The sequence below is a fragment of the Myxococcus guangdongensis genome (assembly GCF_024198255.1).
GTDB lineage: Bacteria > Myxococcota > Myxococcia > Myxococcales > Myxococcaceae > Myxococcus > Myxococcus guangdongensis.
This window is the reverse complement of sequence record NZ_JAJVKW010000002.1, coordinates 505,106-528,492: the sequence shown is the minus strand read 5'-3', so window position 1 is coordinate 528,492 and position 23,387 is coordinate 505,106. Positions and strand designations below refer to the sequence as shown.

The 23,387-nt window shown below is 68.8% G+C and carries 22 protein-coding genes; 7 read left to right on the top strand and 15 right to left on the bottom strand.

Translation table 11 applies throughout. The features are described 5' to 3' along the window. Window positions 1–25: 25 nt before the first annotated feature. The 7 genes from LXT21_RS07020 to LXT21_RS06990 all read right to left on the bottom strand — a co-directional run bounded on the left by LXT21_RS07020 (window position 26) and on the right by LXT21_RS06990 (window position 8,342). Window positions 26–1,585: an NADH-quinone oxidoreductase subunit N gene (locus tag LXT21_RS07020; RefSeq protein WP_254037765.1), complete on the bottom strand. Its 1,560-nt coding sequence runs from the start codon at window positions 1,583–1,585 to the stop codon at window positions 26–28. A gap of 24 nt (window positions 1,586–1,609) precedes the next feature. Further along, the gene (locus tag LXT21_RS07015) at window positions 1,610–3,340 is read right to left on the bottom strand and encodes a complex I subunit 4 family protein (RefSeq protein WP_254037306.1); all 1,731 of its coding nucleotides are present in this window, start codon (window positions 3,338–3,340) and stop codon (window positions 1,610–1,612) included. Continuing rightward, window positions 3,337–5,571: an NADH-quinone oxidoreductase subunit L gene (gene nuoL, locus LXT21_RS07010; RefSeq protein WP_254037305.1), complete on the bottom strand. Its 2,235-nt coding sequence runs from the start codon at window positions 5,569–5,571 to the stop codon at window positions 3,337–3,339. Before nuoL ends, LXT21_RS07015 begins: the two co-directional genes overlap by 4 nt. 22 nt (window positions 5,572–5,593) lie before the next feature. After that, window positions 5,594–5,896, bottom strand: a complete 303-nt coding sequence (gene nuoK, locus LXT21_RS07005) for an NADH-quinone oxidoreductase subunit NuoK (protein ID WP_046711231.1) — start codon at window positions 5,894–5,896, stop codon at window positions 5,594–5,596. A 75-nt stretch (window positions 5,897–5,971) separates the two neighbouring features. Then, window positions 5,972–6,481 carry an NADH-quinone oxidoreductase subunit J family protein gene (locus LXT21_RS07000; RefSeq protein WP_254037304.1) on the bottom strand — a complete coding sequence of 170 codons (510 nt, stop codon included), beginning with the start codon at window positions 6,479–6,481 and terminating at the stop codon, window positions 5,972–5,974. Further along, window positions 6,478–7,818: an NADH-quinone oxidoreductase subunit NuoF gene (nuoF, locus tag LXT21_RS06995; protein WP_254037303.1), complete on the bottom strand. Its 1,341-nt coding sequence runs from the start codon at window positions 7,816–7,818 to the stop codon at window positions 6,478–6,480. Before nuoF ends, LXT21_RS07000 begins: the two co-directional genes overlap by 4 nt. A gap of 35 nt (window positions 7,819–7,853) precedes the next feature. After that, a complete protein-coding gene (locus LXT21_RS06990) occupies window positions 7,854–8,342 on the bottom strand; it encodes an NADH-quinone oxidoreductase subunit NuoE family protein (RefSeq protein WP_254037302.1) in 489 nt (162 codons plus the stop codon). Window positions 8,343–8,447: 105 nt separating this feature from the next. On the opposite strand from LXT21_RS06990, the gene LXT21_RS06985 reads away from it, so the two are divergent. From LXT21_RS06985 to serB, 3 genes are all read left to right on the top strand, one after another. Next, window positions 8,448–9,197 carry a TIGR02266 family protein gene (locus LXT21_RS06985; protein ID WP_254037301.1) on the top strand — a complete coding sequence of 250 codons (750 nt, stop codon included), beginning with the start codon at window positions 8,448–8,450 and terminating at the stop codon, window positions 9,195–9,197. Window positions 9,198–9,263: 66 nt separating this feature from the next. Next, on the top strand, window positions 9,264–10,850 hold the full coding sequence (locus LXT21_RS06980) for a serine/threonine-protein kinase (RefSeq protein WP_254037300.1): 1,587 nt from the start codon (window positions 9,264–9,266) through the stop codon (window positions 10,848–10,850). 182 nt (window positions 10,851–11,032) lie between these two features. Beyond that, window positions 11,033–12,223 carry a phosphoserine phosphatase SerB gene (serB, locus tag LXT21_RS06975; protein WP_254037299.1) on the top strand — a complete coding sequence of 397 codons (1,191 nt, stop codon included), beginning with the start codon at window positions 11,033–11,035 and terminating at the stop codon, window positions 12,221–12,223. A gap of 4 nt (window positions 12,224–12,227) precedes the next feature. On the opposite strand, the gene LXT21_RS06970 is transcribed toward serB, so the two are convergent. After that, complete coding sequence (locus LXT21_RS06970) at window positions 12,228–13,091, bottom strand: GspE/PulE/PilB domain-containing protein (RefSeq protein WP_254037298.1); 864 nt, start codon at window positions 13,089–13,091, stop codon at window positions 12,228–12,230. Window positions 13,092–13,172: 81 nt separating this feature from the next. On the opposite strand from LXT21_RS06970, the gene LXT21_RS06965 reads away from it, so the two are divergent. Together LXT21_RS06965 and LXT21_RS06960 are read left to right on the top strand one after the other, a co-directional pair. After that, a complete protein-coding gene (locus LXT21_RS06965; RefSeq protein WP_046711237.1) occupies window positions 13,173–13,367 on the top strand; it encodes a CPXCG motif-containing cysteine-rich protein in 195 nt (64 codons plus the stop codon). A 259-nt stretch (window positions 13,368–13,626) separates the two neighbouring features. Continuing rightward, entirely contained in the window at window positions 13,627–14,076 is a 450-nt protein-coding gene (locus LXT21_RS06960; protein ID WP_254037297.1) for an Hsp20/alpha crystallin family protein, read from the top strand. A gap of 132 nt (window positions 14,077–14,208) precedes the next feature. Here LXT21_RS06960 and LXT21_RS06955 read toward each other — a convergent pair whose 3' ends face one another. The 6 genes from LXT21_RS06955 to LXT21_RS06930 form a co-directional block, all read right to left on the bottom strand. Continuing rightward, window positions 14,209–14,829 (bottom strand): response regulator, encoded by a 621-nt coding sequence (locus LXT21_RS06955; protein ID WP_046711239.1) that lies wholly within the window; start codon window positions 14,827–14,829, stop codon window positions 14,209–14,211. Between the two features lie 35 nt (window positions 14,830–14,864). After that, entirely contained in the window at window positions 14,865–15,446 is a 582-nt protein-coding gene (locus tag LXT21_RS06950) for a KdsC family phosphatase (protein WP_046717472.1), read from the bottom strand. A 29-nt stretch (window positions 15,447–15,475) separates the two neighbouring features. Continuing rightward, the gene (kdsA, locus tag LXT21_RS06945) at window positions 15,476–16,315 is read right to left on the bottom strand and encodes a 3-deoxy-8-phosphooctulonate synthase (protein ID WP_254037296.1); all 840 of its coding nucleotides are present in this window, start codon (window positions 16,313–16,315) and stop codon (window positions 15,476–15,478) included. Continuing rightward, entirely contained in the window at window positions 16,312–17,946 is a 1,635-nt protein-coding gene (locus tag LXT21_RS06940) for a CTP synthase (RefSeq protein WP_254037295.1), read from the bottom strand. The genes kdsA and LXT21_RS06940 overlap by 4 nt, the downstream gene beginning before the upstream one ends. An 84-nt stretch (window positions 17,947–18,030) precedes the next feature. Beyond that, the gene (locus LXT21_RS06935; RefSeq protein ID WP_254037294.1) at window positions 18,031–18,264 is read right to left on the bottom strand and encodes a hypothetical protein; all 234 of its coding nucleotides are present in this window, start codon (window positions 18,262–18,264) and stop codon (window positions 18,031–18,033) included. Window positions 18,265–18,580: 316 nt separating this feature from the next. Continuing rightward, complete coding sequence (locus LXT21_RS06930) at window positions 18,581–20,347, bottom strand: ABC transporter ATP-binding protein (RefSeq protein WP_254037293.1); 1,767 nt, start codon at window positions 20,345–20,347, stop codon at window positions 18,581–18,583. Window positions 20,348–20,441: 94 nt separating this feature from the next. On the opposite strand from LXT21_RS06930, the gene LXT21_RS06925 reads away from it, so the two are divergent. Further along, window positions 20,442–21,290 carry an aldo/keto reductase gene (locus LXT21_RS06925; protein ID WP_254037292.1) on the top strand — a complete coding sequence of 283 codons (849 nt, stop codon included), beginning with the start codon at window positions 20,442–20,444 and terminating at the stop codon, window positions 21,288–21,290. A gap of 14 nt (window positions 21,291–21,304) precedes the next feature. Here LXT21_RS06925 and kdsB read toward each other — a convergent pair whose 3' ends face one another. After that, a complete protein-coding gene (gene kdsB / locus LXT21_RS06920) occupies window positions 21,305–22,048 on the bottom strand; it encodes a 3-deoxy-manno-octulosonate cytidylyltransferase (protein ID WP_254037291.1) in 744 nt (247 codons plus the stop codon). A 105-nt stretch (window positions 22,049–22,153) separates the two neighbouring features. On the opposite strand from kdsB, the gene wecB reads away from it, so the two are divergent. Then, on the top strand, window positions 22,154–23,284 hold the full coding sequence (gene wecB / locus LXT21_RS06915; protein ID WP_254037290.1) for a non-hydrolyzing UDP-N-acetylglucosamine 2-epimerase: 1,131 nt from the start codon (window positions 22,154–22,156) through the stop codon (window positions 23,282–23,284). The last annotated feature ends 103 nt before the right edge of the window (window positions 23,285–23,387 follow it).

Genomic DNA, 23,387 nt, shown 5'->3' with positions numbered 1-23,387 from the left:
GACGGGCTTGCTGCCCGCGGGAAGGCTACTGACCGAAGAGGCTGCTGGCCTGCTCCAGCCACGCGGTGACGGGGCCGGGGAGGATGCCCAGCACCACCACGGCGGCGGTGGAGAGCACCAGGGCCAGCTCGGTGGACCAGCTGCGCTCCAGCGCCTGGGCGCCCTCGGGCACCGGGCGCATGAACATGTAGACCACCACGCGCAGGTAGTAATAGACGCCCGCCGCGCTGGACAGCACGCCGATGATGGCCAGGCCGATGAGGCCCGAGTCCACTGCGCTCTGGAAGATGAGCAGCTTGCTCATGAAGCCGATGGTGGGGGGAATCCCGCCCAGGGACAGCATGAACGCCGCCATCGCCACGGCCCAACCCGGACGCCGCTGCGCCAGGCCGCTGAAGCGCTCCAAATCCCAGGCGGTGCCCTTCTCCTCGTCCTCGCGACGCTCGAGCACGGAGACCAGGGTGAAGGCGCCCACCGCGCTGAAGGTGTAGGCCAAGAGGTAGAAGAGGATGCCGCGCAGGGCCTGCGAGCGGGCCAGCTCCAGCGGCGAGCCACCCGTCAGCTCCGACGGTCCCAGCAGGCGGAACTGCTCGCCCGGCGCCGTCACGAAGAGCGCCGCCACGCCCACCAGCAGGTAGCCGGCGTGCGCGATGGACGAGTACGCCAGCATGCGCTTCACGTTGCGCTGCGGAATCGCCAGCAGGTTGCCCACCACCATGGTGAGGAAGGCCAGCGACGAGAACAGCACCAGCGGCATCTGCGGGTCGATGCCCTTGCCCACCGTCAGGAACACGCGCACCAGCGCCGCGAAGGCCGCCGCCTTCACGCCCGCGCTCATCAGCGCGGTGACGGGGGTGGGGGCACCCTCGTAGACGTCCGGCGTCCACATGTGGAACGGCACCGCGGCCACCTTGAAGGCGAAGCCGGAGCCCAGGAGGATGAGGCCCGCGTAGACCAGCGCCGGCTGGGTGGCGAGCGCCGTGGACAGCGGGCCGGCCATCGCCGTCAGCTTGGTGGTGCCGGTGGCGCCGTACAGGAGCGCCGCGCCGTACAGCAGCACCGCGGACGAGAACGCGCCCAGGATGAAGTACTTGAAGCCCGCCTCGGAGGGCCGCGTCCCGCGCCGCAGGTACGACGTCAGCGCGTACGTGGCGATGGAGAGGACCTCCAGGTTGACGAACAGGGTGATGAGCTCGTTGGACAGCGCCAGCAGGCTCATGCCCGCCGCGGCGAAGAGCATCAGCGCGTAGAACTCACCGCGCTCCGCGCCGCGCTTGCGCAGGAAGCTCACGGAGCTGAGCGACGCCAGCCCCAGGCCCACGCACACCACGAAGGTGAGGAAGCTGGAGAACGGGTCCAGCACGCCGAAGCCGAGGAACGCCTCGTGCGCCGGCTCGAACATGTTGGACACGGCCACGGCGCCGGCCGCCACCGCCGACACCACGGCGAGCACGGCCTGGTAGGACCGCGACGCGGTGGTGCTGAGGAACACCTCCGACAGCAGCAGGATGCACGCTCCCACCACCAGGATGATGGCGGGCAGCAGCGGGAGGAAGTCTGCCAGGGTGAGATTGGGCAGGGGCAAGGTCATGGCGAGGGCTCAGTCGGCTTACGGCCGGGACGAGGGGACGGCCCGGGCGGCGAGCGGGGCAGGGGCGCTCGGGGCTGCCACGGTGGGGTTGGCCGGCAGGGACATCACCTCCACGCGCACCTGGTCGGCCTGCACACCCGCTCCAGGCGTGCCCACGCGGGCGCGGGAGAGGAAGCGCTCCGTGGACGGCTCGATGCGGTCGAGGAAGGGCTGGGGCATCAGACCCATCACCCCGACGAGGATGATGAAGGGCAGCACCGTCAGGCTCTCGCGCACGTTCATGTCGCGCAGGTGCTGGTTCTCCCGGTGCGTCAGGCCGCCGAAGAACACCTTCTGCACCATCCACAGCATGTAGGCCGCGCCCAGGATGACGCCCGTGGTCGCGAACGCGCCGAACACCGCCGTCAGGTGCGGGTTGCCCGCGGCCGCGCCCAAATCGCTCTTGAACGTGCCCAGCAGCACCAGGAACTCACCGATGAAGCCGTTGGTGCCGGGCACCGCCACCGAGGAGAAGGTGATGATGATGAAGGCCGTGGTGAACACCGGCATCACCTTGGCGATGCCACCGAAGTCCGCCATCAGGCGGCTGTGGCGCCGCTCGTAGAGGAAGCCGAACAGGAGGAACAGCGCGCCCGTGGACACGCCGTGGTTGAGCATCTGGTACGCGCTGCCCGTGGCGCCCTCCGCCGTCAGCGCGAAGATGCCCAGCATGCAGTAGCCCAGGTGGCTGACGGACGAGTAGGCGATGAGCTTCTTGATGTCCCGCTGCGCCAGGCACATGAGCGCCCCGTAGACGATGCCGATGACGGCCAGCGTCGCCAGGAACGGCCGGGCCTGCTGCGCGGCCACCGGGAAGAGCGGAATCGCGTAGCGCCAGAAGCCGAAGGTGCCCATCTTCAGCATCACGCCGGCCAGAATCATGGAGCCGGCCACCGGCGCCTGCACGTGCGCGTCCGGCAACCACGTGTGCACCGGCCACATCGGCACCTTGATGGCGAACGCCAGCGCGAACGCCGCGAACAGCCAGGGGCCGTAGGTGTGCAGCGTCGCGGCCATGCCCGTCAGTGAGTCACACGCCCCCGCGGGTCCCGCCGAGCACGCGGACAGCTGCCGGTTCGCGTCCAACAGGCCGTTGTAGATGCTCGCGTAGTCGAACGAGCGCGCGCCCGCGGGCGAGCTGATGAAGTACACCGCGATGAGCGCCACCAGCATCAGCAGCGAGCCCACCAGCGTGTAGAGGAAGAACTTCACCGCCGCCATCTGGCGGTCCTCGGCGCCCCACACACCCACCAGCAGGTACATGGGGATGAGCATGGCCTCGAAGAAGATGTAGAAGAGCAGCACGTCCAGCGACACCAGCGCGCCCAGCATCGTCGTCTGGAGCACCAGCAGCGCCAGGTGGAACTCCTTGATGCGGTGGCTGATGTACGTGGTGGAGGCCAGCACCACCAGGGGGCCCAGGAACACCGTCAGGAGGATGAGGCTCACCGCCAGGCCATCCACGCCCAGGTGGTAGCTCAGCCCGAACTCCTTGAACCAGGGCACCCGGTACTCGAGCTGGAACTCGGGGCCGCCCACCTCGAAGCGTGAGTACGCCCACGCGCCGAAGACCAGGTCCACCACCATGCCGATGAACGTGACGGCGCGAATCTGCCCCGACTCGCCGGCGGGCAGCATCAGCACCAGCGCCGCGAAGACGAGCGGCAGGAAGACGACGAGGTTGAGCAGGTGGGTGTCGAAGAAGCTCATTGCAGCACCTGGATGAGGGCGTAGGCCACGCCGCCGAGCAGGGCGAGGGCCATCACTGCGGCATAGGCCTGGGCGTCGCCCGACTGGACGTAGCGCAGCGCGCTGCCCACGCGCGCCGTCACCCACGCCGTGCCGCGCACCGCCACGGTGTCGATGAGGAGCGCGTCCACCACGCGGAAGAGGATGAAGCTCATGAACTTGATGGGCCGGATGATGACCAGCTCGTACAGCTCATCCACGTAGAACTTGTTCTGCGCCGCGCGGCGCACCGCCCGGGCGTAGGCCGGCGCGGGCTGACCCGCGCGCGACGGGAAGTAGCGCAGGTACAGGAACGCCGCCAGGGCGCCACCGGACACCGCCACCAGCCACGCGAAGCCGTAGTCGGCCAGCGTGGGGACGCTCGTGTCGAGCTGCACCGTCTTGCCCGTGGCGACCACGCGGTTCATCGCGGCGAACACCGGGCTCAGGAAGTTCTCGAACACCGGCTGGGGACGACCGTCGCCGGGCGCCTTGAGCAGCGGCCACGCGTACACGGAGGCCACCACGCTGAGCACCGCCAGCACCACCAGCGGCAGCGTCATCTGCCACGCGCTCTCGTGCGCGTGCGCCACCTTGGCCTCCTTGGAGCGGGGCCCCTCGAAGGTCAGCAGGTACACGCGCGTCATGTAGAACGCGGTGCACGCGGCGATGAGCAGGCCCAGGTAGTAGACCGCGCTGGACACCCAGTGCAGGCCCTCCAGGTGGTTGTGGTGCACGCCGTGGAAGATGGCGTCCTTCGAGAAGAAGCCGGACAGCGGGATGATGCCGGTGATGGCCAGCGTGGCGACGAAGAAGGTGCCCCACGTCCACTTCATCTCGTGGCGCAGGCCGCCCAGCTTCTTGATGTCCGTCTCGTCCCCGTTGCCGTGCATCACGCTGCCGGCGCCGAGGAACAGACACGCCTTGAAGAACGCGTGCGTCACCAGGTGCAGCACGGCCGCCCAGAAGATGCCCATGCCCACACCCATGAACATGATGCCCAGCTGGGACACCGTGGAGTAGGCGAGCACCTTCTTGATGTCGTCCTGCGCGAAGGCGATGAGCGCCGCCAGGAGCGACGTCAGCGCGCCGATGATGGCCACCGTGGCCATCGCCGTGGGGCTGAGCACCAGCAGCGCGGCCATGCGGCTGAACAGGTAGATGCCCGCGGTCACCATCGTCGCGGCGTGGATGAGCGCGGAGACCGGCGTCGGGCCGGCCATGGCGTCCGGCAGCCAGACGTAGAGCGGCAGCTGCGCGCTCTTGCCCGCGGCGCCCAGCAGGAACAGCAGGAGCGCCACCGTCATCACGCCGCCGAACGTGTAGCCCTCCAGGGGCCCTGAGGCGATGGTCGTGGACAGGTCCACCTTGCCGGCGCCGCCCTCGGGCATCGCCTCGGCGAACTTCTGCAGGCCCAGGAACGTGACGGGGCCCTTGTCCTGGAGCGCGGCGGCGTAGCGCTGGCTCGTGCTGCCCGCGGCCGTGTAGTCGCGCTCGTCGGCCTGCTTGTTGAAGGCGCCGACCATCAGCACCATCAGGAACGTGGCGATGAGGAAGGCGAAGTCACCGATGCGGTTGGTGACGAACGCCTTGCGGCCGGCCCACGCCTTGGCGGGGTCCGTGTACCAGAAGCCGATGAGCAGGTAGCTGGCCATGCCCACGCCCTCCCAGCCCACGAAGAGCAGGACCAGGTTGTCGGCCAGCACCAGCGTCAGCATCGCCGCGACGAAGAGGTTCAGGTACGCGAAGAAGCGCCAGTAGGCCTCGTCGTGCTCCATGTAGCTGGTGGAGTACAGGTGGATGAGGAAGCCCACGCCGGTGATGACCAGCAGGAGGATGCCGGACAGGTGGTCCACCATCAGCCCGAAGTTCACCCGGAAGTCGCCCACCGAGAACCAGGTGCCGTAGTCGTGCGCGATGGCGTAGCGCACGTAGTCCCGCTCGTTGCCGAACGGGTTCACGATGAAGGACAGGAGCCGGCGGCTCTCCAGGTCCATGGAGCTGGTGGCCCAGAAGGCCAGCACGCTCAACACGAAGGCGCCCGCGACGGCGGAGCACGCGACCAGGTGCACGTTGGCGCGGCCCAGCATCTTGCCGAACACGCCGCAGATGAACGCGCCCAAGAGGGGCAGCGCGATGATGAGCCAGAGCGAGGGCGCCATCACTTCTGGCGCGACCGGCGCGACCTGGAGGAATTCCGAGAAGGTGCTCATGAGTGGGCTCCTGGCGTGTCCGTCAGTGCTTCATGGTCCGGATGTCTTCCACCAGGATGCTGCCTCGGCTCCGGAAGACGGCGATGACGATGGCCAGTCCGATGGCCGCTTCCGCCGCGGCCACCGCGATGACGAAGAAGGCGGAGACGTGCCCGATGCTGTCGCCGTGCATGCGGGCGAAGGCCAGGAACGTCAGGTTCGCCGCGTTGAGCATCAGCTCCACGCACATGAAGACGACCAGTGCGTTGCGGCGCACCAGCACGCCGAACATGCCCATGCAGAACAGGGCGGCGGCAAGCAGGAGGTAGTAGGAGATGGGGACCATGGCCGGTTCGGGGCCTCGCGGGCGGACGACCTGCGCCGCCATCTAGCACAGAAAGTTTGAGGGAGTCGGCTGCGATCAGATTCGCGACTTGGCCACGACCACCGCGCCCACGATGGCCACCAGCAGCAGCAGGCTCACCGCCTCGAAGGGAAGCAGCCACTGGGTGAAGATGACCTGACCCAGCGTCGCCATGGTGCCGAAGGTCGCCTGCGCCTCGATGCCCATGGACGGGGGAGGCCCCGCGGGCAGCTTGCTGAGCGCGATGCCCAGCACCACCAACAGGCCCACCGTCGCCGCGCCGCCCAGGATTCGCGCCAGCGTGGGCTTTCCACGCGAGGGCGACTCGCTCAGGTTGAGCAGCATGATGACGAACAGGAAGAGCACCATGATGGCGCCCGCGTAGACGAGCACCTGGAGCACCGCCACCGTGTGCGCCCAGAGCAGGACGTACAGCCCGGCCAGGAAGAAGAACGTGGAGACCAGGGCCATGGCGGAGTTGATGGGGCTCCGCGCGAAGATGACCATCCCGGCCGACAGCAGCGTCAGGAGCGCGAACGCCCCGAAGAGGATGAGCTCGATGTTCAAGACCAGTCTCCGAACGAACCCCAGGGCTTGTCGCCGAACGGGCAGCGCTTCTCGCGGATGTGGGCCTCGAACTCGTCCTTGAACCGCATCAGGAACGAGTGCGTGGGCAGCGCCGCCGCGTCACCCAGCGCGCAGATGGTGTTGCCCAGGCCGATGGGCGGGTAGGGGGCAATCGAGGACGCCACGTTGGAGAGCATCTCCACGTCGCCCGGGTCGCCGCGTCCCTCTTCAATCTTTCGCAAGAGCCGCGTCTGCCACGGCGTGCCCTCGCGGCACGGCGTGCACTGGCCGCAGGACTCCTCCGCGTAGAAGCGCGCCACGCGCCACAGGCTGCGCACCATGCAGGTGGAGTCGTCCATGACGATGACGCCGCCGGAGCCCGCCATGGTCTGCTTGACCTTGAGGGCCTCGAACTCCATGGCCACGTCCAGCTCGTCCGCGCCCAGCACCGGCGCCGAGGACCCGCCGGGAATCACGGCCTTCACCTTGCGACCCGCCGGCATGCCCCGGCCGTACTTGTCGTCGTAGATGAGCTCCGCGAGCGTGGTGAACATCGACACTTCGTAGACGCCCGGGCGGTTCACCGTGCCGGACAGGCAGACCAGGCGCGTGCCGCCCGACTTGTCCGTGCCCAGCTTCGCGTACCAGTCCGAGCCGCCCGTGAAGACGTGGGGCACGCTGGCGAGCGTCTCCACGTTGTTCACCACCGTGGGGCTGCCGAACAGGCCGACGACGGCGGGGAAGGGGGGCTTCAGGCGCGGCCAGCCCTTCTTGCCCTCCAGGCTCTCCAGCAGGGCGGTCTCCTCGCCGCAGATGTACGCGCCGGCGCCGCGGACCAGGTAGCAGTTGAGCTCGAAGTCCTTGCCCATCAGCTTCTTGCCGAAGATGCCCGCCTTGTACGCCTCGTCGATGGCGGCCTGGCAGCGCTCGGCGGGGAACTTGAACTCGCCGCGCAGGTACACGTAGCAGGTGTGCACGCCCAGCGCGTACGACGCGATGGCGATGCCCTCCAGCATCATGTGCGGGTCATCCTCGAGGATGTAGCGGTCCTTGAAGGTGCCCGGCTCGGACTCGTCGCCGTTGACCGCGAGGTACTTGGGCTTGGGGCTGTCCTTGGGGACGAAGCTCCACTTCAGGCCCGTGGGGAAGCCGGCGCCGCCGCGGCCGCGGAGGTTGGACTTCTTCACCTCGTCGATGATGGCGGCCGGCTGCATCTCCAGCGCCTTCTTCAGACCCTCGTAGCCACCGCGCTTCTTGTAGCTGTCCAGCGTCCAGGACTGGGGCTTGCCCCAGGCCGCGGAGATGATCGGGTCGATGCCCTTTGCCGTAGAGGCCATGTGATGACGTCCTGCCTGCGTGAAAGGGTGGCGCTTCAGCTCAGCTTGGCCAGGATGGCGTCCAGCTTCGCGCGGGTGAGGCTCTCGTGATGATCCTCGTTGATCTGCAGGCACGGCGCCGTGCCGCAGGAGGCCAGGCACTCGGTCTCGCGCAAGGTGAACTTCTCGTTGGCTTCACCTGCCTTGAGGCCGAGCTTCTCCTCCAGGTAGGCGAGCATCTTCTCCGCGCCCCAGAGCGAGCAGGACAGGTTCGTGCAGACGTCGATGACGTACTTGCCCGGCTTCTTCAGGTGGTACATCACGTAGAAGCTGGCGACCTCGTAGGCGCGCTCCGGCGTGACTTCCAGGTGCCTGGCCACCAGCCGCAGGCCCTCGGGCGGTAGCCAGCCCTTGATCTCCTGGAGCACGCGCAGCGCCGGGAGCATGCCCGCGCTTTTGCGCTCAGGGGGGTAGTGGGAGATGATCTCCGCGATACCCGCGTCGAACTTCTTCTGCTCTTCAGGAGTGAACAGGGGCTCCGCCATGGCGGGGGGCTACGTATTGCTCCAAAGGCCGCGTTGTCAACATAAACCCTCGACGGTACACTGGGCCGCCATCAGCAAATTGCCGAGCGATTTCAACCCCTTGTTATGACCCCGGGCCCAGAGAACAAGCGCCAGCACCCCCGGATCCCGGCCGTGCTGAAGGTGGAGTACGCGGACGGACGCCAGGCGCGTGACGTCACGGAGAACCTGTCCCATTCGGGGCTCTTCGTGCAGACCGACCAGGCCTTCACGCTGGGGGAGGACGTGCGCCTCGCACTTTCTTTCCCGGGACTGCTGGATCCGGTAGAAGTCACCGGCATCGTGGCCTGGATGAGGCCCGCGGGCGTCGATCAGCCCGGAGGAGTCGGGGTCCGCGTCGAGCGCGCGGAGGACAGGCGCAGACTGGGTGACATCTTGAGTGCGGCAGGACCCAACAGCCACGCGCCCCACGCCGAGCACGAGGGGTACCGTGTGCTCATCGTCGAGGACAACCCGCACATCATCGAGATGTACAGCTACGTCCTGAAGAAGCTGGCGTCCGGGGAGCTGCACGGGAAGGTGCCCCTGGAGGTCCACTTCGCCCCGGACGGGCACCACGCGCTGGGCATGCTGCGCGAGGGCCGCTTCAGCCTGGTGATGACGGACCTCTACATGCCGGTGATGGACGGCTTCGCGCTCGTGGAGCGCATCCGCGAGGATGAGGTCCTCAAGGGCATCCCCGTCATCGCCATCTCCGCCGGCGGCAAGGAGGCCCAGGACCGCGCGCTGCAGCTGGGCGTGGACATCTACCTGCGCAAGCCGGTGAAGTTCGTCGAGGTCCTGGAGACGGTGAAGCAGCTGCTTCGCATCCGCTGAGAACCCCCGGGTTCTGGCAGTCCCACGTTGAGCGATGGCGGGCGGACGTCGTAGAGTCGCCCACCCATGCCGAAGGCCGCCATCAACCGCGACGCCGTCAGTGGCGAGGCGCTGTTCATCCTCCGAAACCTGAGGGAGAACGGCCAACACGGACGCTCCAACAAGCTGGCCGATGTGAAGGCCGCGCTGGAGCCGTCCGTCTCGCTCGATTTCGACAACTACTTCTTCTTCCTGCGCAAGTTCCACTACATCGCCATGGACCGCGAGGCCCAGCTCAAGCTCACCGAGCAGGGCGAGCGCGTGGCGGGCGGGGAGCTTTCGGACAAGTTCTCCGTGGAGGTGGGCGAGTTCTTCGCCGACCAGCTGGCCTCCGCCGAGGACGAGCCCCCCGTGGCCCAGGGCACCGAGGAGTCCCTGATTCTGCCCCCGCCCCCGCCGGAGCTGCTCCTGGACGAGGCGGAGGTGGTGCCCACCGCGGCCACGCAGATTGCGCCGCCCCCGTCGCCGCCGCCCATGCCCCCGATGCGCGCCGCGCGCTCGGCCATGCCCGCGCTGGATTTGACGCCGCCGCCCAACACGTCGCAGGTGCCGGTGCCCGTCCCGGCGCCCTTCACGCCGCCGGCGCCCGTGGCGCTCGTCACCCCCGCGGTGCCCGAGCCCCGCCGGGAGACCTCCATCGGTCTGGCTCCCACCGCGCCGCTGCCCCTCGCTCCCCCGTCGTCGTCCGCCGCCGCCCCTTCCATGCCCCCTCCCGCCGCCACTTCTCCCGTCGCCGCCGCGCCCGTCGCCCCGAAGGGCACGGAGCTGGATTTGCGCTACCAGAAGTTCGACCCCATCGGCACGGGCCCCCTGGGCACCGTCTTCAAGGGCCGCTTCACGGCGCTGGGGCTGGACATCTGCCTGAAGGAGCTCAAGGACATCTTCGGCTACTTCTCCTTCCTGCAGCGCGGTGAGGTGCTCAAGCGGCTGAAGAAGGAGCTGTGCGCCCAGGCCCAGGTGCGCCACCCCGGCATCGTCCAGGTGGTGGACCAGAACGTGGAGGCCAGCCGGCCCTACTTCGTCCTGGAGCTGATGAACGGCAGCCTGAAGGAGCGGCTGGATGCGGGCGGTGGCAGCGGGGTGCCGGTGCCCTTCGCGCTGCGCACCTTCCTGCAGATGGCCTACGGCCTGCGCGCCGCCCACGCCACGGGGCTGACGCACCACAACCTCAAGCCGGAGAACGTCCTCTTCGACGGCTACGGCAACGCCAAGCTGTCCGACTTCGGCCTGGGCCGCGTGGTGGAGGTGGACGCCACCAAGGGCATGCCCCAGGTCTTCGTGGGCACCGGCGGCATGGCGTACATGGCCCCGGAGCTGATGAACCGCGGCGCCAAGGAGCCGGGCCCCTCCGCGGACGTGTACGGGCTGGGCATCCTGCTCTACGAGATGCTGACCGGGCAGATTCCGGGCCGCCGCTCGCCGCTGCCCTCGGAGGTCAACCCCGAGGCGCCCAGCGGGTTGGACCAGCTCTTCGACAAGGCCACCCAGGACAAGCGCGAGCAGCGCTACCCGGACATCGACGCCATGCTCGAGGACTTCTACAAGGCCTTCCCGGAGAAGGAGTTCCTCGTGCGCAACGACCTCATCCTGTCCTCGGAGTCGCCCCAGCAGTGACGCACTGCCGGGCGCGGGCCTCCTCGTGAGGCTCGCCCCCCCGCGTGGACGGTGATGGCGTGGAGGCGCCAGGGATGGGCCCTCCGCCGCCACCGTCACCCCGGCGGTCGCAGGCAGGCACGTCGCGAGGGCCTCGCGGCGTCCGCCCCGTCCAGGCGGCGTCATGGCATTGTCCGCCCGCCATGACCTCGTCTTCCCCTGGCTGTGTGCTCGTCACCGTGACGGGCAAGGACCACCCCGGCATCACCGCCCGCCTCACCGGCCTGCTCGCGGACGCGGGCGCCGAGCTGCTCGACGTGGAGCAGGTGGTGGTGCAGGGCCGCCTGACGCTGTGCCTCCTGGTGCGGCTGCCTGAGTCGGTGGGCATCCCCCGGGCGCTGCTCTTCGCCGCGCGGGAGCTGGGCGTGGCGCTGGACTTCCAGGCGGTGGAGACACCGGACCTCGGGGCTCCCGTGCCCGCGCGCTACGTCGTCACCGCGGTGGGGCGCGCCTTGGGGGCGGGGCAATTGCACTCGCTCACCTCGCACCTGGCCCAGGCGGGCGCCAACGTGGAGCGAATCGTCCGGCTGTCCGAGCCGCACCTGGGCTCCATGGAGCTGCACGTCACCCTGCCGCCCACGCTGGAGCCCCAGGTGCTCAAGCGCTCGCTCCTGGCGCTGTCCATGCGCGACGCCACCTTCGACGTGGCGCTGCAGAAGGAGAGCCTGTTCCGGCGCGGCAAGCGGATGGTGGTGATGGACATGGACTCCACGCTCATCCGCATCGAGGTCATCGACGAGCTGGCGCGCGCGCACGGCGTGGGCGAGCAGGTCTCCCGCATCACCGAGCGCGCCATGCAGGGGGAGATGGACTACGACGAGTCCTTGCGCCAGCGCGTGGCGTTGCTCGCGGGGCTGGACGTGGGCGTGCTGCGGCAGCTCGCGGCGAATCTGCCCCTGACGGAGGGCGCCGAGACGCTGGTGCGCGTGCTCAAGCGGCTGGGCTACCGCACCGCCGTCATCAGCGGCGGCTTCTCCGTGGCGGCCGAGGCGCTCAAGTCGCGGCTCGGCATCGACCACGCCTTCTCCAACGTGCTGGAGGAGGAGGGCGGCCGGCTCACCGGCCGCACCGTGGGGGCCATTGTCAACGCGCGCCGCAAGGCGGAGCTGCTCGAGCAGCTCGCGGCCCAGGAGGGCATCCTGCTCGAGCAGGTCATCGCGGTGGGCGACGGCGCCAACGACTTGCTGATGCTGGAGCGCGCGGGGCTGGGCATCGCGTTCCGCGCCAAGCCCCGGCTGCGCGAGGCCGCCGACACGTCCATCTCCGCCGGCGGGCTGGACACCATCCTCTACCTCCTGGGGCTCACCGGGCGGGAGCTCCAGGAAGCGGGCTGACGCGCTACAGGCGCATCCGGGCGGCGAGCTCGCGCTGCTGGAGCTTGCCCTTCTCCAGGAGCAGCTCCAGCAGGGCGCGCAGAATCTTGGAGCTCTTCTCCTGGTTCTGCTGGAGCGTCTGCAGCCGCTGCAGGTCCTCGTCCGTCCACTCGGGCGTGGTGGACGGGCCGCCGGCGAGGATTTCGTCGAGGATGTCCGCCGCGCTCGAACCCTGGGCCGCCACGGGCGGTGCGGGGCGCTCCGGAGCGCGGGGCGCTGGCGCCGCCGCGGGCGGCTCGGGCGGGAGGATGTCGGCGATGCGCTTCACCACCGTCTTGCCGCTCATGTCGACGACCTTGAACTCGTCCTCCTGCTCGTCGACGGTGGCCTGCGTGTCCGAGGACTGGTTGCGCGAGGGCGAGAAGCGGGTGCTGATGACCGGCTCCTGGCCTCGGTAGTGGCGCAGGATGGCGTGCTCGATTTCACGCTCGCCCGCCACCATGGGGACCACCCGGGCTCGGCTGCGGGCCGCCACCTGGTCCAGCGTGGCCAGGTCCGTGGGGTCCGCCATGGCCAGCACCAGCGTCTTGCCGTTGTCCTTGAGCGACACGGGGAAGACGCCCTTCTGCTCGGCGAGCGTCATGTCCACGCGCGCGAGCGCGCCCGCGTCCCGGCTGATGTTGCCCAACTGCACGCGCTGCATCCCCAGGCCCTGGCAGATGGCCTCCGTAATCGTGTCCTCGGTGGCCAGCCCCAGGTCGGAGACGACGCGCGACAGCCGACCACCCCACTGGTCCAGGGAGGCCATGGCACTGCGGAGCTGGAGCTCGTCGATGACGCGTGCCTTGACGAGGATTTCGCCGATGCGATTGCGGGAAGGAGAAGCCATGGCTCGGGAGTCTACCGTCTGACGGCGCGGACGCTCAGTCCGCGACGCTTTCGCCCGCTACGAGGGCGAGGAGGCACCACCATGCAGCCCTTCGCGGAAGCCGCCATCCAGCAGTGCCCCTACTGTGGCGAAGAGGTGGAGGTCGACGTCGACCCCATCGGCGCCAGCGCGGAGCGCTACATCGAGGACTGCCCTGTCTGCTGCCGCCCGTGGACGGTGCACGTGTCGCGCAACGAGGAGGCCTACGCCGTGGCCCTGGCCCGCGACGACGACTGAAGTCGACCGCGTCCGCCCGTCCTGGAGGGCCCCCGTTCGGAGGCCCGGAGAGCAGGCGTGCGGGCAGGGTGTGAAGGTGCCGCGAGGGCCTGGGGGCGTTGCTTGACACGTCCCGGAGCATGGTTCTCTTGAGTCTTGTGAGGCGGCGCTGGAGTGGAGCCCCGATGGGGCCCCCGAGGCGGAACCGCTGACAACGACAACGTCTGTGATTCACACACCGTGCACTCCGCCAGAGGAGTGTCACGCACAGGAGAAGACCATGCAGAATCGCAACCCGTTCAACTCCGCCGTGGTGGTGAACCCCCTGATGCGCGACTTCGACGCGCTCTTCCGTGAGTTCGCCCAGCCGGGCTTCTTCCGTCAGTCCGCGGCCCGCGAGCGCGTGCCCGCGGCCGACATCCTCGAGTCCGAGGCGGGCGTCACCCTGCACCTCGACGTGCCGGGCGTGGACGCCAAGGACATCCAGGTGACGGTGGAGCGCGACGTGCTCACCGTGAAGGCCGAGCGCAAGGCACAGCCCGTCGCCGAGGGCGTGTCCGTGCGCCGCCAGGAGCGAGCCCAGGGCAGCTTCACGCGCTCGTTCTCCCTGCCGGAGACGGTGGACGCCACCAAGGTGGAGGCGCGCTACGAGCAGGGCGTGCTGACGCTCACCTTGCCGCGACGCGAGGAGTCCAAGCCTCGGGTCATCGAGGTCAAGGTCCAGGGCTGATTTCCGCGCGAGGCGTCGAATCGCGCGCACACCCCTCCTGGGAGGCCGCTGTCCGCCGAGAACGGCGCGGCTTCCTCCTTCTTCACCCCTGTCGAGGGCTTCCGCGAGGGGGCGGCGGAAGCCCTCCCGACCTCAGCGCTTGGCGCCGAGCGAGATGGGCACGCGGAACAGCTCCAGCACCTGCTGCACATCGAGCGGCTTGGCCAGGCACGCGAGCGCGCCAGCCTGCTTGGACTGCTCCACGACGTCGGCGGTGTGCATGGACGTCATCGTGATGAGCCGCACACCCTCCATCTGCTTGCGCGCGCGGATGCGACGGCAGACCTCGAGGCCGTCGATGTCCGGCATGTTCAGGTCGATGATCATCCCGTGCGGCTTCTGCTCGGACACCAGCAGCAGGGCCTCCACGCCGCTCGTCGTCGTCTGAAGCTCCACCTGCGCGGAGAACGGCTTGAACGCGCGCTTGACGGCGTCCAGCACCGCCCGCTCGTCATCCACCACCAACAGCCGCACCGTGCCGCTGCCCAGCTCCTCCGGAACCGGCATCTGGTGCGCGATGAGGAAGGTGCGCAGGTCCGCCGAGCGCACCCGGCGGTGACCGCCCGGCGTCCTGAAGGCCATCAGGATGCCCCGGTCAATCCACTTGCTCACCGTGGACGGATCCACCTGAAGCAAACGACTGATGTCGTGCGTCGTGTAGAGCTGGTCCGTCATCGCCGTACTCCCCTCTTGCTGCATCATTCCGCTGCCCATGGAATCAACCACCTACCTTGAATACGGGGTTTCCTTCAACCTCTCTGCGCACTGCGTCCATCAGTCCCCCTCATCAGACCCACGGCCCCGTCCCACCGGGCACTGGCCTTGAGGCAGAGCTCCACGAGCTCCCGAGCGGCCCCACGGCCTCCCGGGCTCTGAGCCACGAAGTGGACCTCCTGACGCACCTCGGGAACTGCATCCGCAGGACACGCGGACAAGCCCACCCTCGACAGCGGGGCCAGGTCATTGTGGTCATCCCCCATGTAGGCACAGGCCTCATGGGGTACGCCCAACTGTTGGAGAAGCTCGTCCAGTGCGGCACCCTTGTCCCGGCGGCCTTGAAACACAGCCGCCAGCCCGAGCTCCCGCCCGCGTGCCTCCACGATTCCTGAGGTGCGAGCGGTGAGGATGGCGGCGGGCAGGCCCGACAACCGGGCCATGACCAGGGCGTGACCATCCTTCACGTCGAAGCGCTTCATCAGCTCCCCGCCGTCGCCGTAATACAGGCCGCCGTCGGTGAGCACCCCGTCCACGTCGAAGACCAAGAGCCGCACGCGCGCCGCGCGGGACGTCAGCTCTTCCTTTCCAGGCTTGGAAGGTGCGTCCGTCTGCATCGTTTGCTCGGCTCCCCTCGTCGTGTTCATCAGCCGGGCTCGTGTCCCAACACCCGGCGGATATCCAGCACATTTCGTACCACGTCCTCGAACATCTGTGGATTGAGGGAGCACGGACCGTCACACAGGGCACGGTCAGGGTCCTCATGGACTTCCGTGAACAATGCATCAATCCCGGCGGCAGCGGCAGCACGGGCGAGCAATGAGACGAATTTCCGGTCGCCTCCCGTCACACCGTCACCGGAGCTGGGCTGCTGCACGGAGTGCGTGGCGTCGAAGCACACCGCCAGGCCCGCCTCGCGCATCTGCGCCAGGCCCCGCATGTCCACCACCAGGTTGTTGTAGCCGAAGGTCGAACCCCGCTCGGTGACGAGCACGTTGGGGTTGCCCGACTCGAACGCCTTGCGCGCCGAGTGGACGATGTCCTTGGGGGCCACGAACTGTCCCTTCTTCAAATTCACGCCCTTCCCCGAGCGAGCCACCGCCTCGACCAGGTCCGTCTGCCGGCAGAGGAACGCCGGTATCTGGATGATATCCACAACTTCCGAGGCAGGACCTACGTGGCTGGTTTCATGGACGTCCGTGAGGACCGGGACGCCCACTTCATCCCTGATACGCGCTAGGATGCGCAGCCCTTCCCGGAGGCCAGGACCTCGGAAGGACTTCCCGCTTGTCCGGTTGGCCTTGTCATAAGAGCACTTGAAGGCATAGGGCACGCCCAGCCGGCTGGTGATGCCCTTGAGCAAGTGAGCATGTTTCAGCGCCATCTCCTCGGACTCGATGCTGTCCGGGCCGGCGATGACGAAGAGTTTCTGTCCCGGGCCAACCTTGTGGCCACAGAGGGTAATCGGAAGGCTGCTGGCGCTCATGCGCGCACCTGGCCGGCGGAGGCGTCGCGCTGGTCGAGCGCGGCCTTGATGAAGCCGGAGAAGAGGGGGTGGGGGGCGAAGGGCTTGCTCTTGAACTCGGGGTGGAACTGGCAGCCGACGAAGTAGGGGTGGTCCGACAGCTCGATCATCTCCACCAGGTTCAGCTCCGGATTATGACCGGAGATGACCAATCCCGCCTCCTGCAGGCGGCCGCGGTAGCCGTTGTTCACCTCGTAGCGGTGCCGGTGGCGCTCCTGGATGAGGTCCTGGCCGTAGAGCTGGTGGGCGCGGGTGCCCGGCTTGAGCGCGCAGGCGTAGCTGCCCAGGCGCATGGTGCCTCCCTTGTCCTGCACCGACACCTGGCTCTCCATGAGCGTCACCACCGGGTGCGGCGTGTGCTCGTTGAACTCCAGGCTGTTCGCGTTGGTGAGCCCCAGCACGGTGCGGCTGAACTCCACCACCGCCATCTGCAGGCCCAGGCAGATGCCGAAGAAGGGAATCTTCTTCTCCCGCGCGTAGCGCACGGCGGCAATCTTGCCCTCGGTGCCCCGCACGCCGAAGCCGCCGGGGACCAGGATGGCGTCCACGCCGGCGAGCAGCTTCTCGGGCCCCTGCGCCTCCACGTCCTGGCTGTCCACGAAGTGCAGGTTGACCTTCACGTCGTTGGCGATGCCGCCGTGGAGCAGCGCCTCGTTGAGGCTCTTGTAGCTCTCCGTCAGGTTCACGTACTTGCCGACGATGGCCACCTGCACCTGGCCTCGCGCGGGCTCGTACACCTTGCGGATGATGTTCTCCCAGCGCTCCAGGTGCGGCGCGCGGCTCCAGATGTTGAGCACCTCCGCGAGCCGGTCATCCAGGCCCTGGCGGTGCAGCTCCAGGGGCAGCTCGTAGATGCTGCGCACGTCCGGGGACGTGAACACGTTGCCGGTGTCCACGTTGCAGAACATCGCAATCTTGTCCTTGAGCTCGCGCGACACCTCGCGGTCCGTGCGGCACACGAGGAAGTCGGGCTGGATGCCGATTTCGCGCAGCTTCATCACCGAGTGCTGCGTGGGCTTGGTCTTCACCTCGCCGGCCGCGCCGATGTACGGCAGCAGCGTCAGGTGCACGTAGACGGCGTTCTGGCTGCCCACGTCGTAGCGCATCTGGCGGATGGCCTCGAGGAAGGGCAGCGACTCGATGTCGCCCACCGTGCCGCCCACCTCCACGATGACCACGTCCGCGTCCTGGGCCGCCTGACGGATGCTCGCCTTGATTTCATCCGTGATGTGCGGAATCACCTGCACCGTCTTGCCCAGGTACTCGCCGCGGCGCTCCTTCATGATGACCGCGTGGTAGATGCGGCCGGACGTGAAGTTGTTGAGCCGGCTCATCCGCGCGTTGGTGAAACGCTCGTAGTGGCCCAGGTCCATGTCGGTCTCGCCACCGTCCTCGGTGACGAAGACCTCACCGTGTTGGAACGGGCTCATCGTGCCCGGGTCCACGTTGATGTACGGGTCCAGCTTGAGCAACGTGACGGCGAGGCCACGGTTCTCCAGCAGGGCGCCGATGGAGGCCGAGGCGAGGCCCTTGCCGAGGGAGCTGACCACTCCGCCCGTCACGAAAATGAACTTGGTCTTCTTGGAGCGCATATCCCGTTCTGCCAAGTAGGGCAGGGATGCGTCAATTATTCTGCGCCGGACGGGGGGTCGACCGGTCCGCCTGCTGACGCCGCCTCAGTTGCCGTCCCAAGCACCCGGGCGAGACACGGCGAACTCCCGGACGTCGGGTTGTCCGACGCGGAAGTCGCGCAAGTCGCAATTGCGGCAACTCCACCCCTCCCAGCCGCGCTTGACGACCATGTGCAGGCAGGCGTCGTAGTTGGGGCAGTACAGGTTGCGCTGCGCCTCGACGGACTCCTCGTCACGCAGGGCGGTGGGCAGAGGGCTGGGGCACGGGGTGATGGACACGGCGAATCTCCCGGATGGGTACGTCAAGGGTCGGCCACTCCCCCCGGCGCGTCGGAACAGGTTGTCGGGACTTCCATTCCCGACCGGAAAGTAAAAGACCCGCCCCCGCATGCGCGGAGACGGGCCCCTGAAACCTTTAGCGTCTTCCACCGCGACGGAAAGCCGTTTCAGCCCACCGAAGCGGAGGTGGACGCCTGACTCTTGCTGTCGTTCAAGGCATCACCTCCTTTCTTGAGGCCGGAACAATTAATCGCCCCCCTGATTTCGCGCCACTTTCCGGTGCGATTAGCAGCGGACGTGGAGGGTAGGCGAGGGTTCAGGCCGCGACGAACTGGCGCTCGACCAGGCGGCGGTAGAGGCCCTCCTGGCCCATGAGGCTGGCGTGGGTGCCGCTCTGGACGATGCGGCCCGACTCCAGCACGAGCACGCGGTCCACGTTGGCCACGGTGGACAGGCGGTGGGCGATGACGAGCGTGGTGCGGCCCTTCATCAGGCGCTCCAGCGCGTCCTTCACCAGGTGCTCGCTCTCCGCGTCGAGCGCGCTCGTCGCCTCGTCGAGGATGAGCAGGCGGGGGTCCTTGAGCACCGCGCGGGCGATGGCGACCCGCTGCTTCTGACCGCCGGACAGCTGCACGCCGCGCTCGCCCACCTGGGTGTCGTAGCGCTCCGGGAAGCGCTGGATGAAGTCGTGGGCGTTGGCGGCGCGCGCGGCGTGTTCGACCTCCGCGTCGGTGGCGTCGGGCCGCGCGTAGCGGATGTTGTCCGCGATGGAGCAGGAGAACAGCTGCGGCTCCTGGGCCACCATGCCGACGTTGCGGCGCAGCCACTCGGGCTCGAGCGTGGTGAGGGGATGTCCGTCCAGCACCACCGCGCCGCCCTGCGGGTCGTAGAAGCGCGACATGAGCGAGGCGAGCGTGGACTTGCCTCCGCCCGACGGGCCCACCACGGCGACGACCTCGCCGGGCTTGATCTCCAGGTCCAGCCCCTGGAGCACCGGCACGTCCGCGCGCGTGGGGTAGGAGAAGCGCACGCCGCGGAACTCCACGTGGCCCTTCACTGACGGGAGCTGATGGCCTCCGGCGGGGATGGCGGGCACGCGGTCCACCAGTTCGAAGACGCGCTCGGCCGCGCCGCTGGCGCGCATGAAGTCCGCCCACACCTCCGCCACGGCGCTCAGCGAGAGCGCCACGAGCGAGGTGTAGATGAGGAACGAGGTGAGCGCGCCGACGGTGAGCTCGCCGTCCACCACCATGCGGCCGCCGTACCAGAGCATGGCCGCGGTGGAGCCGTACATGGCCAGCGAGGCGATGCCCATGAAGAGCGCGGACTGGCGCGCGCGGTCCTTCGCCAGCGCCAGCGCGCGGTCCACCGCGACGCTGTAGCGCTCCACCTCGTGGCCCTCCGCGGCGAACGAACGCACGGTGCGGATGCCGGACAAATCCTCCTCGGCGACCTCGCTGGAGGCGGCGAGCGCGTCCTGCACCTGTCGCGACAGCACTCGCACGCGCCGGCCGTACACCACCGCGCCGATGGCCACCGCGGGGATGAGCGCGAGCATCACCAGCGTCAGCCGGGGGGAGGTGAAGAACAGCAGCGCCACGCCGCCCAGGGCCTGGAAGGTGTAGCGCAGCGTCATGGAGACGTTGGTGGTGACGGTGTTCTGCAGGACGCTCGTGTCCGAGGCGAGCCGGCTGGTGAGCTCTCCCGTGCGGCGCTCGTCGAAGAAGGCCACCTCCTGGGACAGCAGGCTCTGGAACAGGCGCTTGCGCAGCCGCGTCACCACGCGCTCGCCCGCGGTGCTGAAGAGGTAGGCGCGCAGCGCCATCGCCACCGACTGCACGACGAAGACGGCGAACATCACCAGCGCGATGGTGTCCAGCTTGTCGCGGCTGCGCGCGCCGAGCGCCTCGTCCACCAAATCGCCGATGGCGCGGGGAAAGACGAGCGTGGCGGCGCTGCTGAGCAGCAGGAAGAGCGTGCCCACGACGAGCGTGGGGACCTCGGGTCGGGCGAGGGTGAGCAGGCGACCCAGCGTCACGCGCGAGGGGAGCCGGGGCTTGGCGGGTGACGGACTGGCGGGCACTCGCGGAGACTAGCGCGGAGTTTCCCGCTTCGCACGGCTCCCGGCTGTCGGAGCGGGTGGGAGGTGCTCATCCTTCCGGACACGGAGGTAGGCCATGGAGCAGCGCGTCTTCGGCGGTACCGGCAAGCAGGTTCCCGTCCTCGGTCAGGGGACGTGGCAGATGGAGGAGGATGACCGCGACGAGGCCATCCGCTCGCTGCGCGCGGGGTTGGACCTGGGGCTGACGCACGTGGACACCGCGGAGCTGTATGGCCACGGCCGCGTCGAGGAGTCCATCGTCTCCGCGGCCATCGCCGGCCGACGTCAGGAGGTCTTCCTGGTGTCGAAGGTGATGCCGTCCAACGCGACGTATGCGGGCACGCTGGCCGCGTGTGAGCGGAGCCTGAAGCGGCTGCGCACCGACACGTTGGATTGCTACCTGCTGCATTGGCCCGGCTCGCATCCGTTGGAGGAGACGGTGCGCGCCTTCGAGAAGCTGGTGGCGGACGGGAAGATTCGCTCGTGGGGCGTGAGCAACTTCGGCGTGGCGGAGCTGGAGGAACTCGTCGAGCTCGCGAAGCCGGAGCGCATCGCGTGCAACCAGGTGCTGTACCACCTGGGGGAGCGCGCCATCGAACACGCAGTGCTGCCGTGGTGTGAGGCGCGGGGCATCGCGGTGGTGGGCTACAGCCCGTTCGGCAACGGTCGCTTCCCGCGTCCCGACAGTCCGGGGGGCCGCGTGCTGGAGGCCGTGGCCGGCGCGCATGGCGTCACGCCCCGACAGGTGGCGCTCCAGTTCCTGGTGCGGCGGCCCTCGCTGTTCGCCATCCCGAAGGCGAGCCGCGTGGCGCATCTGCGCGACAATGCCGCGGCCGCGTCGCTGAAGCTGTCCCGGGAGGAACTGGCGCGCATCGACGCCGCGTTCCCGCGGGGGGCCTCCACCGACGAGCTGCCGATGCTCTGAGGCCGGGGCGTGTTCTAGAGCAGGCCCTTCTCGCGCATGACGGCCTCGACCTTCGCGACGTCCGCGGGGATGTCCACGGCCACCGTGCGCCAGGAGACGCGGGCGCAGCGGATGGAGATGCCGTGCTCCAGCGCGCGCAGCTGCTCCAGCTTCTCCGTCTCCTCCAGCGGCGTGGGGGCCAGGTCCGCGAGGCGCAGCAGGACGTCGCGCCGGTAGCCGTACAGGCCGATGTGGCCCCAGCGCGGGACGGGGGTGCCCGTCTCCCGGGCGTGGGGGACCAGGCTGCGGCTGAAGTAGAGCGCGTCGCCGTTGAGCGCGAGCACCGCCTTCACGACGTGTGGGCTCTCCGCCTCGTCGGCCTCCAGGGGACGCACGAGGGTGCCCATGCGCACGGCGGTGTCGTCGAAGAGTCCGGCGAGGGCCTCGAGCGCGGCCGGGTCGACCAGGGGCTCGTCGCCCTGCACGTTCACCCAGACGTCCACGTCAGGACGGGCGCGGGCGACCTCGGCCACGCGGTCCGTGCCCGTGGCGCACGCGGGGCTGGTCATCACCGCGCGGCCGCCGAAGGACTCGACGGTGGCGCGGATGCGCTCGTCGTCGGTGGCGACCCAGACCTCGTGGAAGACGCCTGCTTCCTGACAGCGGCGCCAGACATGCTCCACCATGGGACGGCCGGCGATGAGGGCGAGCGGCTTGCCCGGATATCGGGTGCTGGCGTGACGGGCGGGGATGACGGCGATGGTGCGCGAGGAGGGCATGGCACACTCCGTCTATCAGATTCAGAACGGACGCTGGCCCCTCGATGGGTCGCCGCCCCGCAGCCACTAGGCATCCGACCCGGCGTGCCTAGCTTGGCTGGCGACATGAAGAAGGTCATCCACATCGTCGGCGCGCGCCCGAACTTCATGAAGGTCGCGCCCATTCACCGCGCCATCGCCGCGCGGAATCAGCTCCAGCAGGTCCTGGTCCACACGGGACAGCACTACGACGTCAAGATGAGCGACGTCTTCTTCTCGGACCTGGGACTGCCCGCGCCCGAGGTGCACCTGGGCATCGGCTCGGGGAGCCACGCGCAGCAGACGGCCAAGACGATGGTGGAGCTCGAGCGGGTGTTCCTCGAGCACAAGCCGGACCTGGTCTCCGTCGTCGGTGACGTCAACAGCACCGTCGCCGCCGCGCTCGTGTCGTCGAAGCTGGGCATCGCGCTCGCGCACGTCGAGGCGGGCCTGCGCAGCTACTCGCGGCATCAGCCGGAGGAGATCAACCGCGTCGTCACGGACCGGCTGTCGGACCTCCTGCTCACGCCCTCGCGCGACGCGGACGCCAACCTCCTGAAGGAGGGCGCGGACCCGGAGCGCATCCACTTCGTGGGCAACGTGATGATCGACTCGCTGCTCGCCTCGAAGGAGCGGGCGGACCAGTTGCCCGTGTTGAAGACCCTGGGCGTGGAGCCTCGTGGCTACGCGGTGTGCACGCTCCACCGGCCCTCCAACGTGGATGACCCGAAGCTGCTCGGGGGGCTGTTGTCGGCCATCTCGCACGTGGCCTCGCGCGTGCCGGTCATCTTCCCGGTGCACCCGCGCACGCGGAAGATGATTTCGGAGCAGGGCCTGGGCTCGTGGTTCGAGCGCAGCCCGAACCTGCGCCCGGTGGACCCGATGGGCTACCTGGAGTTCCTCGCGCTGACGTCGCAGGCGAAGTTGATTCTCACCGACTCGGGCGGACTGCAGGAGGAGACCACGGCGCTGGGCGTGCCGTGCCTCACGCTGCGCGAGAACACCGAGCGCCCCATCACCGTGGAGCAGGGCACCAACGAGGTCGTGGGCACGGACCCGGACCGCATCCGTGAATCCGCGGACCGCGTGCTCGATGGTCAGGGCAAGAAGGGCCGCATCCCCGAGTACTGGGATGGGCGCTCGGGCGAGCGCATCGCCGACCTGTTCGCGCGCTTCCTGGGCGTGGATGAGGACGCGCGACGCGCGGCTTCCGCGTGAGGGTGTGACGGCGCACGCGGTGGGGCTCGTGAGGGCTTCACCGTGTGGCCCGTGTCCGCATCGGCGTGAGGCTGTGCGGGCGCGCGGCGTGGGGCGCATGGGG

Bases quoted from the DNA above. Each gene is read 5' to 3' on its own strand.
- nuoF (WP_254037303.1), bottom strand. From the start codon at position 7,818: ATGGCCTCTACGGCAAAGGGCATCGACCCGATCATCTCCGCGGCCTGG.
- wecB (WP_254037290.1), top strand. From the start codon at position 22,154: ATGAAGAAGGTCATCCACATCGTCGGCGCGCGCCCGAACTTCATGAAG.
- kdsA (WP_254037296.1), bottom strand. From the start codon at position 16,315: ATGAGCGCCAGCAGCCTTCCGATTACCCTCTGTGGCCACAAGGTTGGC.
- nuoK (WP_046711231.1), bottom strand. From the start codon at position 5,896: ATGGTCCCCATCTCCTACTACCTCCTGCTTGCCGCCGCCCTGTTCTGC.
- serB (WP_254037299.1), top strand. From the start codon at position 11,033: ATGACCTCGTCTTCCCCTGGCTGTGTGCTCGTCACCGTGACGGGCAAG.
- nuoL (WP_254037305.1), bottom strand. From the start codon at position 5,571: ATGAGCACCTTCTCGGAATTCCTCCAGGTCGCGCCGGTCGCGCCAGAA.
- LXT21_RS06925 (WP_254037292.1), top strand. From the start codon at position 20,442: ATGGAGCAGCGCGTCTTCGGCGGTACCGGCAAGCAGGTTCCCGTCCTC.
- LXT21_RS06980 (WP_254037300.1), top strand. From the start codon at position 9,264: ATGCCGAAGGCCGCCATCAACCGCGACGCCGTCAGTGGCGAGGCGCTG.
- LXT21_RS06965 (WP_046711237.1), top strand. From the start codon at position 13,173: ATGCAGCCCTTCGCGGAAGCCGCCATCCAGCAGTGCCCCTACTGTGGC.
- LXT21_RS07015 (WP_254037306.1), bottom strand. From the start codon at position 3,340: ATGAGCTTCTTCGACACCCACCTGCTCAACCTCGTCGTCTTCCTGCCG.
- LXT21_RS06950 (WP_046717472.1), bottom strand. From the start codon at position 15,446: ATGCAGACGGACGCACCTTCCAAGCCTGGAAAGGAAGAGCTGACGTCC.
- LXT21_RS06940 (WP_254037295.1), bottom strand. From the start codon at position 17,946: ATGCGCTCCAAGAAGACCAAGTTCATTTTCGTGACGGGCGGAGTGGTC.
- LXT21_RS06960 (WP_254037297.1), top strand. From the start codon at position 13,627: ATGCAGAATCGCAACCCGTTCAACTCCGCCGTGGTGGTGAACCCCCTG.
- LXT21_RS06985 (WP_254037301.1), top strand. From the start codon at position 8,448: ATGACCCCGGGCCCAGAGAACAAGCGCCAGCACCCCCGGATCCCGGCC.
- LXT21_RS06955 (WP_046711239.1), bottom strand. From the start codon at position 14,829: ATGGGCAGCGGAATGATGCAGCAAGAGGGGAGTACGGCGATGACGGAC.
- LXT21_RS06990 (WP_254037302.1), bottom strand. From the start codon at position 8,342: ATGGCGGAGCCCCTGTTCACTCCTGAAGAGCAGAAGAAGTTCGACGCG.
- kdsB (WP_254037291.1), bottom strand. From the start codon at position 22,048: ATGCCCTCCTCGCGCACCATCGCCGTCATCCCCGCCCGTCACGCCAGC.
- LXT21_RS06970 (WP_254037298.1), bottom strand. From the start codon at position 13,091: ATGGCTTCTCCTTCCCGCAATCGCATCGGCGAAATCCTCGTCAAGGCA.